This window comes from Orenia metallireducens (genome assembly GCF_003001995.1).
In the GTDB taxonomy this organism is placed as follows: domain Bacteria; phylum Bacillota; class Halanaerobiia; order Halobacteroidales; family Halobacteroidaceae; genus Orenia; species Orenia metallireducens_B.
The window spans coordinates 159,230-171,904 of record NZ_PVNB01000006.1 but is presented as its reverse complement, the minus strand read 5'-3'; the positions used below and the strand labels follow the sequence as shown (position 1 = coordinate 171,904).

The window sequence follows — 12,675 nt, the reverse complement described above, 5'->3', positions numbered from 1 at the left end:
AATCTAATAGTATATAGCTCTTATATTCAATTACATATTAAATAATTTAAGAAGAGAGATTTTTATTGTAATAAATCTTCACTTGATTTTACAGTAGATATTAGAAGGAGGAATTGAGATATGATTACTTATGTAAGTAAAAGGTTATTTCCATTAATATTGATTACAACTTTAGTATTTTTATTAACAGGTTGTTCAGAAGATAGTGATGAATTTACTAAGTCAATAATTCAAATAGAAAAGGAGGGGGCTGGAACAGTAACTAAATCACCAGATAAAGATGCTTATAAAATAGGTGAAAAGGTAACTTTAACTGCTACTCCAGCTAAAAATTATAAGTTTGCTGGGTGGCAAACTGCTGATTCTTCAGATACAAATAAAACTATAACTCTTACTGTACAGGCTCCGATTATTAAGGTAAAGGCTATATTCGAAAAAGATGAGAATGCTTCAGATGATGACTCTGATAATAGTTCAGGAGATGAAGAATCCAATTCAGGAGAATATCAACTTATCGTTAATTGTGAGAGTACTAATCATTCTGTTCTAGGTAATGAAGTTGGTGAGATTACTATACGTGATGTAGAAAATGAAGGAATTACTTACTATAGTGGTGATAATATTCCGGCAGGTACAAAGGTTCAAATTTATGCTGAACCCAATGGTAGATATGATAATTATTATTTTAATTACTGGGAGTCTGAAGACAATACTATAAATAACTTAAATTGCAATAATAAATTGAACATTTCCAAACTGTAATAAAATGGTTATTTAGTCATAAAGAATTTCTTTTAATTTATCTTCAAACATTTCATCAGGGGTTAGGTAACCTAAGATTTTTCTTGGTAAAGTATTGCACCAGTTTTGGACTCTAGCAATAGATTCGATAGAAAACTCATTTAAACTATTACTTTTAGGGATAAAGCGTCTTATAAGACCATTATGACGCTCATTAGTTCCTCTTTCCCATGATGAATATGGATGTGCAAAGTATACTTTAGTATCACTAATTTGCTCTAAAGATGACATTTTAGCAAACTCAGAACCATTGTCACAAGTGAAGCTTTTAAATACTTTTGAAAAGTAATCTCCTGTTTCATTAATTAACTTTAAAATAGCATCTTGAACTGCTTCAACAGTCTTTGCGGGGATTTTACGAATAATCTCTTTACGAGTCACACGTTCTGTCATAGTAAGTAAGACTGCTTCATCTTTAGTCTTTTTACCAATCATAGTGTCAATTTCCCAATGACCAAATTCACTACGATTATTAATGCTTTCAGATCGTTGATCTATACTTGTACCAAGCTTCTTTTTATGATTTTTAGTACATTTTGCTTTTGAAGAGCGTTTAAGCTTTAAGGGTAAATCAATGTTTTTAATAGTTAGTAATCCAGCATTCACATAGTTATACAGAGTTTTAGTAGATACCATCTGTGATTTAGAGAATTTATTATGGAGCTTTGCTGAACCACATATAGCATCAAGAGAATGTCCTTTGTCGTAGAATTGTTCTGTAACATACTCAATGAACTCTTCACATTGTAAAAGCTTAAACTTAGGACCACAATTTTTACGATTAGATTCATAAACTCTTTGACCAGTGTCAGGATAATAAACCATAACCTTTTTATTAGCTTTAATTTGAGAAACTGTACCACGCTTTAGCTCGTTTCTAATGGTATTAGAAACTCTACCTAAACGTTTTGCAATAGCATTTGGATTCATTCCTTCGGAATGTAATAATGCAATTTGACCACGCTCATAAGCATTTAGGTGTTTATTTTTTCGAGATTTTGGTGTATCATTTAAGTAATCCATAGTGTGCACCTTCCTGTAATTAGTTATTTTGTGGTGATTTAATTATATTACAGTTCGGTCCACTATGGGTATTTTTATTTTGTTCAATTTGATTTTACAATGAAGCATACTATAAATAATAATAATAAATTTAGAAATCCATTGTCTATAACTATGGATAGTAATAAGGAGCTTACAGTTGTATTTTCTAATGAATTTACAGTTTCAGCTACTGCCAATAGAGCGGGGATAATCAAGGTTAAAGGTGGAGAGATTTTATTTTCTACAGAGGTAGAGAAGGAAGGTAGATTTAGTTATGGTAAAGAGATTACTTTAATAGCAACCCCTCCGGCGGATTATGGCATTGCATATTGGGAAGTAAATGGACAGAGGTTTAATGATAGTGATAATATGAATTTAGATCAGACTGAAATTAGCATCAAGATAGATGGAAATAAAGATGTTAAGGTTATATTTAGCCCTAATGTTTATGAGGGAGATTATGATCAGGATGAAGGAACAATTTGGGGTGCTATCAGAGAAGAGATTAATAAAAAGAAAGGGCCTATTACAGAAGCTAATTTAAAAGAACTGCTCTATATCAATGCTACTGGATATGATATTAGTGATTTAAGTGAAAGTTCAGAGTTAACAGGGGAGAAGTATACTAGCTATTTAATCAATCTAGAGACCCTTATTTTAGATGGATCTGAAATTGGAGATCACCCAGTTGATGCTGATATGTTAGAAACAATCTCTGAAATTAATAGCTTACGCCAGTTAGAAATCTCTGATATCATTGTAAATGATAATGGTGATGATGATTATACTAGTGACGATTTAGGTTATGACCATACTGATTTCGCAGTAATTGATGCTTTTTCTAAATTTGATAAATTAAATAATCTTGAAGTTTTGAAATTAAATCACAATGGGATTACTGATATAAACTTTATTCAAAATTTAACGAAATTAAAGAGTTTGTGGTTATTAAATAATAGATTAAAAGATATTACTCCATTAGAAAACCTAAAAGATAATTTAGAAGAAGTATATTTAACAGGAAATAAATATATTAGAATTGGCACTGATGAATTGCCATCTTCTGGGGATGAGCATTTAGATGATTTAATGATTGAGAATTATCATGTGCTAAATAAATTAAGTAGTGTATATACTGAAGAATGGCCTGAAGTTATTGTAGATATTGAAGGTGATGGAAAATTGAATATTTCTCCAACAAATAATGAAAATTATTTCTTCCCTGGTAGAGATATTTTTATTATTCCTACCCCTCTTGCAAGAGTAGGTGAAGGAGATGTTTTAACAGGCTTAAGTATAGATGGTAATCCAATAAAGATACAGGAAACTGATAATACAGTTGATGATAATAGTGTTCAGGCACTTTTAAATTCTGAAGGAAGAGTCATTAAAGGTGCTATTATTAGTGATGATGATATAATTTATGCTACTTACTATACTAATCCTGACAATGGTCAAACCCATAATATAATAGGAAAAATAGTAGTAATAGATTGTAAAAGTGACATTGATATCTCTGCAACCTTTGAAGAGTAATGATTAATTTATATATAAAGAGGTGATTTTTTGAATAAAAAAACTGTATTATTTGCTATGATGATTATTTTAATCTTTTCATTTAAAGCTATGGCAACTAATGAATTAGGCATTAAATTTGGATTGAATGAATTAGATAGTCAAGATGAGAAGTTAAAGGGTGGAGTTTTAATCTTAAAAAGTAATGAACTTACTCCTTATAACTTATATGAGGAGTTATTTGTAAGAGACTCCTTTGCTAAAAATGGAGATTATGGTTTTAATATTCTTGATGTATTGTTCTATAATAAGGCTGATAGTTTCTCTAAAGATAGTTATATGGGGTGGGGAATTAAGAGAATATTTTTAGATAATTCTACGGCATCGGATTTCTGGTTTACTACAGATATTACTGGATATTTGTTACCAATTAGTTTAAGGATAGGAAAAGAGATTAATGATAATCTTGAGTTAGTTCTTGTTGGAGATTATTTTGCCATTGGAAAATATGAAATGTTAGTTCCTGGTGATAATGGAGAAGGGAATATAGATGGATATAGCGCAAGCTTTGAGATCAATTTTAGATTAAGTGAGAGTTTTAAATTAAATGCTACTTATATTCTTGAAAATTATAACTTTGATAAAGACGATGATATAATTGGTTATAGCGATTTTAGTGAGGGATACCATGGGATTTATTTAGGTGCTCAGATGGTTTGGTGATTTAATAAAACCCTGGAAATACTAACGTTTCCAGGGTTTTATCATTTTTTAAAACAGCTTTTTGATAAGATATATTTAGTGGCAAGATTATTAAAAAGTATGTTATAATTATAGCTGAGTATTAGAAGTAATGTTTAGGATTGATTAAGGAGTAATTAATGAAAAATAAACACTTGTTTTTATTATTTAGGGGAGGGCAGTATGGGGCTGATAGTTATATCTTTAATAATGGGGATTTTAATTTCTTATAAAGGCTTATTAGCAGAGAATTTATATAGTTTTACAGATAAGTTGACTTTAGTTGGATTATTTTTATTATTATTTACTATGGGGGTTAAAATTGGTGGTGATCCAGAGGTAGTAAGTAACCTTAAAACCTTGGGATTTAAAGCTATTGTTTTATCATTAGGGAGTGTATTAGGTAGTGTAATCTTATTGTTCTTATTTGAATTTAAGTTTAAAAGGGAGGATTAAGGGTGTTATGTTAGTGGCTATAATAATTATTATAATCTTGGGAGTGATATCTGGTTATTTTATTATCCCAACTTCATCACTAGAGTATTTAGATTTAATTTCAACTATATCTTTATCTATTTTATTATTAGGAGTAGGTATAGATATTGGAAGAAATAAGGAAGTAATAGCTGATTTAAAGAGATTAGGCTTTAAAATAATGTTGGTTCCTACCTTAATAGCGATAGGTAGTATAGCAGGAGCAATTCTTTTTGGTATTTTAATTAAATTGCCAGTTAATGAGTCATCGGCTATTGCTGCTGGCTTTGGTTGGTATAGTCTTTCAGCAGTTATATTGACTAAAACCTATAGCACAGATATCGGTGCTTTAGCATTTTTAAGCAATGTGTTTAGGGAGTTATTTGCACTAGTCTTAATACCACTACTGGCTAAAATAGGCACTAAGCTTACAGTAATTGCTCCTGGAGGGGCTACAACAATGGATACAACCTTACCCTTAATCACTAAGAGTGTAAATGATGCTGAGATTGCAATAATCGCTTTTGTTAGTGGTGCAGTACTATCTGCATTTGTTCCAATTTTAGTTCCACTTTTGATTTAGTTAGAATTGGTGATTTATGAAGCAATAATTACTTTTTAAAGAGGGATTTAAACCATTTAATAGGTGCAGGTAACTTAAAACCTCCACCAACAGCTTTCATATCATCATGTTCATTTTTAGACCAAGCAAATAAAAAATCAACCTTCATAGTATAACCTCCTTTTTATGTAGGTTCAACTTACTATTTACTTTATGAGAGAGTAGGGATTTTGGTTACAGATTTTTAGGATTTATTTTTATTATATTCATTTTATTATTCTCTTTAGTCCAATTTATACCATTTATGAAAAGGAGATTAATAGTGAGTATAGAATTATTATTAATTGCGGGTATTTTTATCTTTGAGAATTGGTGAGTATTTATATAAGATATATTTAAATGTAAAGATTATTTTAAAATTGTAAGTAGTATGAAGTTCTATAGAAGTTTTTAGCTAAATTGAGCAGAATATAATCTAAATTGCTATTTATATAGAGATGAATTATAAATGTAATAACTTAGTAGAGAAAATAAAGGTTATAGTTTTGGGTTTATGTAGGGTACTTTTATTTTAAATATATATTTATAACATATTAAATTAGAGAATAATTCTTCAATTCATACTTTTTGATACTTATTCAAATAATAAATCTGTATAATATTCATAAGAAAAAGGGTGATAGGGATATGGAATTTGAACATGTGACAGTATTATTAAAAGAGACTATAGATTATTTAAACTGTAAAGAGGGCGGAATTTATGTTGACTGTACTTTGGGAGGAGCTGGACACTCTGAAGAGATAGTCAAAAGAATCGGTGCTGAGGGTAGATTGATTGGAATTGATCAAGATAGTGCAGCAATTAAAGCTGCTCAAGAGAGGTTAAGTAAGTATGATGCTCAGATAGATTTAGTCAAAGATAATTATCGGAATTTGACCTATGTATTAGATGATTTAGGAATAGAGAAAGTAGATGGGTTTGTCTTTGATTTAGGGGTTTCATCTTATCAGCTAGATACTCCACAACGGGGCTTTAGCTATAATTATGATGCTCCTTTAGATATGAGGATGAATCCAGATAGGGGAAAAACTGCAGCTGATTTGGTCAATACATTATCTGAGGATGCACTCTCAGAGATTATTACTGAATATGGTGAAGAGCGCTGGGCAAGTCGAATTGCTGAGTTTATTGTTGAACGCCGTAAAGAAGAGAAGATAGAGACTACCTTTCAGCTAGTAGATGTGATTAAAGCTGCTATTCCAGCTGGGGCAAGGCGAGAAGGACCCCATCCAGCAAGAAGAACCTTTCAAGCCTTGCGGATAGCTGTCAATAATGAATTGGGTATTATTGAAGATGCAATCAAGGATGCAGTGTCTAGGTTGAAGAAGAAGGGAAGAGTCAGTATTATCACTTTCCATTCCTTAGAGGATAGAATAGTTAAACATACCTACAAAGATTTAGCTAAAAAGTGCACCTGCCCACCAAAGTTTCCAGTATGTACTTGTGATACTAAACAAGAGGTGAAGATTATAACAAGAAGTCCAATTGAACCAAGCCCAGAAGAAATCAGTCAAAATCCAAGGTCTAGAAGTGCCAAATTAAGGGTAGCAGAGAAGCGATAAATTGTTCTAAAATAGAAGGTTGGTGAATAAAGTTGGTAAAGAGACCTAGAAGAGAATATCTTGATCATCACCAAGGTGGAATTAGACACAATAGTGAACATAAAGTCAGACAAAAGAAGGATAATAATACCTTTAAGTTGATGTTCTTTTATAGCTTTTTGCTCTTTTTAATAGGGGTGGTCTTCATCATATATATTAATCAATATGTTCAGGTATCTAGATTGAATTTTCAAGTTGAAAAGTTAGAAGAGCAGAGGGATAAATTAAAGACTGAGAAGGCTTATTTACAATTGGAGATATCTAGCTTGAAATCTTTGCGTAGAATTGAAAAGATTGCTAAGGATGATTTGGGAATGGCTGAGCCTGATGAGATAAATTATATTATTGTAGAAGAGCCTCAAGATAAAAAGAATAAAGATATCAATCTAGCTGAGAATAAAGACAAGGAAATAAAAACTGTTAAGAAGAAAGGGATTAAAGATAGAATATTTGCTTGGTTTAATAATATATCTCAAGTGCAGGCAGGAACCCTGGACTAATAATCTTTATTTATAAATTAATATCTTATAAAATATATATCTTAATAGGGGGCACTAATAGAAATTGAAGTCTGTATAAAACCCTCCTAATAATTGGATAAGGAGGTAGTTAGTTGAGAAATCTAAGATTAGAGACTAAAAAGAGGATTAATTTTTTATTTATAATTTTAATGGCGGTAATGTTATTCTTATTAGGTAGATTTTCATGGATACAGATTATAAGTAATAATCTCTATCAAGAAAAAGCCTTAGGACAACGCTTAAGAGAGCTAAAGGTTGAGCCTAAGCGGGGGATAATCTATGACAAAAACGGTGTAGAGCTAGCAGTTAGTGCTAGTGCTGATACTGTTGTAGCAATTCCAAAAGAGATTAAGAATCCAGAAGAGACAGCAAGGAAGTTATCTGAAATTTTAGATCAAGATCAAGATGAAATTTATAAGAGGATAACTAAGAAGGCTGCTGCTGTATATATTTCAAGGAAGATAGGTGATGAACAGTCTAAGGCAATTAGAGAGTTGAATTTATCGGGAATAACCTTTACTGAGGAGACTAAACGCTTTTATCCTAAAGGTATGCTTGCTTCCCATCTATTAGGCTTTTCAGGGGTTGATAATCAAGGGTTACAGGGTATAGAGTTATCATATGATAATCAGCTTAAGGGGAATCCAGGAAGGATTTCGATTGAAAGTGATGCAGTTGGTCGTAAGATTCCAGAAGGGATTAAGGATTATAAAGCTCCTGATGATGGTAATAATATTTATTTGACAATAGATAATGTACTCCAATATATAGCAGAACGGGAATTGGATAAGGCATTGACAGAACATACTGCTGAAGCAGCTACTATTGTGATGATGGATCCCAATACTGGAGAGATTTTAGCTTTAGCAAATCGTCCAGCTTATGATCCCAATAATTTTGCTGAATATTCTCCAGGATTATGGAGAAATCGTGCTGTTTCCGATACTTATGAACCAGGCTCTACTTTTAAGATTATTACCACTGCGGCTGGTTTAGAAGAGGGTGTAGTTCATCCTAATGATAAATTTTTTGATCCAGGGTATATAGAGGTGGCAGGTCAGATTATCCATTGCTGGAAGCATGGAGGCCATGGTAGTCAGACCTTTGCTGAGGTTGTACAGAACTCTTGTAACCCTGGTTTTGTTCAAGTGGGGCAACGCTTAGGAAAAGAGACCTTCTATAAGTATATCAAAGCCTTTGGATTTGGTGATAAGACAGATATCCAATTTCCAGGTGAAGCTAAAGGATTAATGTATACTCTACCTCAAATTGGACCAGTAGAGTTAGCTACTATGGCTTTTGGTCATGGGGTTTCAGTTACTCCAATTCAATTAATAACTGCAGTATCAGCAGTAGCAAATGGTGGTCAACTATTAAACCCCCATTTAGTCAAAGAGGTTAGGAGTACAGATGGTAAGTTAATTAAGAAGGTAGAACCAGAGCCTATTAGAAAGGTTATCTCTGAAAAGACTGCTAGAATTGAAAGAGAGCTTCTAGTTGGTGTTGTTGAGAATGGTTCTGGACAGGCAACGAAATTGGATGGGTATGAGATAGGTGGTAAGACAGGAACAGCCAAGTATTATGGGCAGCGGAAGTACAATGTCTCCTTTGTAGGGATGCTTCCAGCAGATAAACCAGAGTTGGTTGCCTTAGTTGTGGTTTATGGCTTAACTAGTGAGCCCCATTATGCATCTCAAGTAGCAGTTCCTATCTTCCATAATGTGATTAAGGATGCTGTAAGATATTTAGAGATACCACCAAAAAAAGAGAATGAGGACAAGGAAGATGAGAAAGAACATATAAAAAGAGTAAAGGTTCCAAATGTTAAGAACTTATCTTTGAGTGTAGCAGAAGAGATGTTGGTAGATCAAGGGTTAAAGGTTAAGTTAGAAGGAGAAGGGGACATTATTGTTGATCAGGTACCTAATCCTGAAGTAGTTGTTAATAAAGGAAGTACAGTTATATTATTTTTTGATGGTGCTGAGAAGAATAAGAATAGATATAAAGTAACTGTGCCCAATTTAAAGGGAATGAGAGTTAGAGAAGCAGCCAATATAATGAGCGATTTAGGTTTGAGGTTGAGATGGCAAGGGGCTGGAGAAGTTGTAAAACAGCAGCCAGTAGCGGGAAAAACTGTTGACTCTGGAGACTATATTAAAGTTTGGTTAGAATAAATGCACAATTTACAATCTACAATTAAAATATTTTAATTGTAGATTCAATAAATTTTGATTATATGATTTTTATTGTACACTGTACGTTGTCAACTGATATTAGGGGGGGTAAAATGATTAAATTACAGGAACTACTTAAAGTGTTAGAGTATAAAGAGCTTAATCAAGATTTAGATATAGATATTGCAGGGATAACTTATGACTCTAGAAAGGTGGAAGAGGGGTATTTATTTGTAGCTATTACTGGTTTTAAGTCTGATGGGCATCAATTTATTGCCAATGCAGTTGAGAATGGAGCCAAAGCTATCATTGTAGAAAAAGATGCTGAGGCTAGTGGGGTTGCAGTAATTAAAGTAGAGGACTCAAGGAAGGCTTTAGCCCAATTAAGTGCTAAGTTCTATGGATATCCATCTAAAGAGCTAACAGTAGTGGGGGTAACAGGTACCAATGGTAAGACAACAACTACCTATTTAATCGAATCTATGCTAAAAGAGTTAGGAATTAAGACAGGTTTAATTGGTACTATCAAGACTAAGATTGGTGATAAAGAGGAGGATGCAAGTAGAACAACACCTGAATCTGTAGATTTACAGAGAATCTTTGCTGAGATGCTAGAAGATGGAGTGACCCATGCAGTGATGGAGGTCTCTTCTCATGCATTAGAGTTGGATAGGGTATTGGGAGTTGATTTTGATCGTCAAGTCTTTACCAACCTCAGTCAAGATCATTTGGATTTTCATGAATCCTTTGAGGATTATCTAGCAGCTAAGATTAAATTATTTAAGATGAATGATAAGCCCTCTATAATCAATGTAGATGATGTTAGAAGTGAAGCGATTATCAAAGAGGCTAGAGGTGAAGTGATTAGCTATAGTATCAACTCTGAAGCTGACTTGAAGGCAGAGGAGATTGAAGTAAACAAAAAGGGTGTAAGTTATACTCTAAAAACTAATCAGGAGAAGCTAGCAATCAAATTAAACTTGACAGGGCGTTTTAATGTCTATAACTCTTTGGCTGCTATTGGAACTGTTTATAGCTTAGGGTTTAGCCTAGCAGAGATTAAGAAGGGGCTTGAAAAGATTGAAGGGGTACCAGGTAGATTTCAGATTATAAATGAAGGTCAAGATTTTGGTGTGATAGTAGACTATGCCCATACACCTGATGGAATGGAGAATGTATTAAATACTGCCAGTGAATTTACTAAGGGGCGCAAGATAGTAGTCTTTGGCTGTGGTGGAGACCGTGATAGAACTAAAAGACCTATTATGGGTAGAATTGGAGTAACTCTAGGCGACTTTGCTATCGTAACCTCTGACAATCCCCGTAGTGAAGAGCCAATGGCTATTATCGAGGATATTAAGGCAGGTATTGAAGAGGAAGGTAAAGTAGAGGGAGAAGAGTATATTATAATTGAAGATAGAGCAACTGCTATTAAAGAAGCGATTAAGCTGGCTAAAAGTGAGGATATAGTCATTATTGTAGGTAAAGGCCATGAAACCTATCAGATTCTTAAGGATAAGACAATTGATTTTGATGATAGAGAGATAGCTAGAGAAGCGATTAAACAGTTAAGAATTAAGAGTTAAAAGTTAAGAATTGAAAAAATATGAGTAAATAATTTTTAGATATATAAAATATGAAAAAGAAATTAAATTAATCTAGTGGCGAATTTAGTAGGAATGGTATGAATTAAAAGTTTAAAGGTTAAATTCATATTTAAAATTTGTTTTGCTTTAAATTCGTGTAATTCGTTACTAATAATCCTTTTTATTTTTATATATAGAAATTGAGGTGATAGGGTGGAGACTCTCTGTTTAGAGGAGATAGCTCAGGCTATTTCAGGAGAAATTATAGGAGATAAAGGGATAAAAATCGATAATATCTCTATAGATTCTCGTCAGATTGAGCAAGGTGACTTATTTATAGCTATTAGGGGTGAGAATTTTGATGGGCACAATTTTATGATGGATGCCTTTACTAGAGGGGCAAGTGTAGCAATAGTTTCAAAAGAGATTGATTTAGATATTGATAAGACCATAATTAAGGTAGAAGATACCACTAAAGCATTACAGGATTTAGCCCATTATTATCGAAATAAATTTGATATTACTGTAGTTGCAGTTACTGGTAGTACAGGCAAAACTACAACTAAGGATATGATTGCTGCAGTTTTGGGTATGGAGTATAAGACCTTAAAGACAGCTGGTAACTTTAATAATGAGATTGGTCTGCCCTTGACTCTCTTTCGCTTAGATAGTAGTTATGAAGCTGTAGTAGTAGAGATGGGAATGAGAGCCTTAGGTGAGATAGACCTTCTTGCTAAGATAGCTGAGCCAGATATTGGGGTAATTACCAATGTAGGTGTTGCTCATATTGAAATACTAAAGAGTGTTGATAATATTGCTAAAGCCAAATCGGAGTTAATAGTTGCTTTAAAAGCCGATGGAGTTGCTATCTTAAATGGTGATGATGATAAGGTTAAGAAGATGGATAGATTAACTACAGCAGAGGTTATTAACTATGGATTAAAGGAGTATAATAAAGTAAGAGCGACTGAGATAAAAAGCTTAGATGATGGTGCTATCTCCTTTAATCTGCTGATAAGCAATAACTGTTACCAAAAGCCCCTTACTTTACCTGTTCCAGGAAGATATAATGTCTATAATGCCTTAGCTGCTGTAGCGGTAGGATTGGCTTTAGATATTTCTTTAAAAGAGATAGTAGAGGGACTGAGTAACTTTCAATTAACTAAGATGAGAAATCAGATTTTAACTACTGAAGATGATGTTAAAATTATTGATGATACCTATAATGCCAATCCAGCATCAATGAGAGGGGCTATAGATACCTTATTTGATATTGGAGAAGGTAGAAGAATAGCAGTTTTAGGTGACATGCTAGAGTTGGGAGATATAGCTATAAAAGAGCATCAGGCTATAGGTAGTATCCTTGCCGAAAAAGGAATAGATTATCTCTTTACTTATGGAGAATTGGGTAATTATATTGGAGAAGGTGCTAAAGATAGTGGAATGGATAATTCATCTATCTTTAGCTATCAAGATAAAGCTAAATTAATAGAAGATTTATTGGATATTATAACTGTTAATGATACAATTTTAGTAAAAGCTTCAAGAGGGATGAAACTTGAAGAGGTTTCACAGGCCTTATTAGAGGATTAGGG

Annotated in this window: 11 protein-coding genes; 10 read left to right on the top strand and 1 reads right to left on the bottom strand. The window is 32.9% G+C overall.

The features are described 5' to 3' along the window. Positions 1–120: 120 nt before the first annotated feature. The gene (locus BX659_RS06395; RefSeq protein ID WP_097017700.1) at positions 121–762 is read left to right on the top strand and encodes an InlB B-repeat-containing protein; all 642 of its coding nucleotides are present in this window, start codon (positions 121–123) and stop codon (positions 760–762) included. A gap of 12 nt (positions 763–774) precedes the next feature. Here the strand turns inward: BX659_RS06395 and BX659_RS06390 are convergent, their stop codons facing one another. Beyond that, on the bottom strand, positions 775–1,824 hold the full coding sequence (locus BX659_RS06390) for an IS30 family transposase (RefSeq protein ID WP_097017701.1): 1,050 nt from the start codon (positions 1,822–1,824) through the stop codon (positions 775–777). 99 nt (positions 1,825–1,923) lie between these two features. On the opposite strand from BX659_RS06390, the gene BX659_RS06385 reads away from it, so the two are divergent. From BX659_RS06385 to BX659_RS06345, 9 genes are all read left to right on the top strand, one after another. Further along, positions 1,924–3,381, top strand: coding sequence for a leucine-rich repeat domain-containing protein (locus BX659_RS06385; protein WP_097017702.1), 1,458 nt, complete (start codon positions 1,924–1,926; stop codon positions 3,379–3,381). 30 nt (positions 3,382–3,411) lie between these two features. Further along, the gene (locus tag BX659_RS06380; protein ID WP_097017703.1) at positions 3,412–4,083 is read left to right on the top strand and encodes a hypothetical protein; all 672 of its coding nucleotides are present in this window, start codon (positions 3,412–3,414) and stop codon (positions 4,081–4,083) included. Positions 4,084–4,284: 201 nt separating this feature from the next. Next, on the top strand, positions 4,285–4,557 hold the full coding sequence (locus tag BX659_RS06375; RefSeq protein WP_097017704.1) for a LysO family transporter: 273 nt from the start codon (positions 4,285–4,287) through the stop codon (positions 4,555–4,557). Positions 4,558–4,564: 7 nt separating this feature from the next. Beyond that, complete coding sequence (locus tag BX659_RS06370) at positions 4,565–5,158, top strand: lysine exporter LysO family protein (RefSeq protein ID WP_097017705.1); 594 nt, start codon at positions 4,565–4,567, stop codon at positions 5,156–5,158. A gap of 666 nt (positions 5,159–5,824) precedes the next feature. Beyond that, positions 5,825–6,760 (top strand): 16S rRNA (cytosine(1402)-N(4))-methyltransferase RsmH, encoded by a 936-nt coding sequence (gene rsmH, locus BX659_RS06365; RefSeq protein ID WP_097017706.1) that lies wholly within the window; start codon positions 5,825–5,827, stop codon positions 6,758–6,760. 32 nt (positions 6,761–6,792) lie between these two features. Next, positions 6,793–7,299, top strand: a complete 507-nt coding sequence (gene ftsL, locus BX659_RS06360; protein WP_097017707.1) for a cell division protein FtsL — start codon at positions 6,793–6,795, stop codon at positions 7,297–7,299. Between the two features lie 113 nt (positions 7,300–7,412). Beyond that, positions 7,413–9,494, top strand: a complete 2,082-nt coding sequence (locus BX659_RS06355; protein ID WP_097017708.1) for a stage V sporulation protein D — start codon at positions 7,413–7,415, stop codon at positions 9,492–9,494. A 113-nt stretch (positions 9,495–9,607) separates the two neighbouring features. After that, positions 9,608–11,080, top strand: coding sequence for a UDP-N-acetylmuramoyl-L-alanyl-D-glutamate--2,6-diaminopimelate ligase (locus BX659_RS06350; RefSeq protein WP_097017709.1), 1,473 nt, complete (start codon positions 9,608–9,610; stop codon positions 11,078–11,080). Between the two features lie 213 nt (positions 11,081–11,293). Beyond that, positions 11,294–12,673: a UDP-N-acetylmuramoyl-tripeptide--D-alanyl-D-alanine ligase gene (locus BX659_RS06345; RefSeq protein WP_097017710.1), complete on the top strand. Its 1,380-nt coding sequence runs from the start codon at positions 11,294–11,296 to the stop codon at positions 12,671–12,673. Positions 12,674–12,675 lie beyond the last annotated feature (2 nt).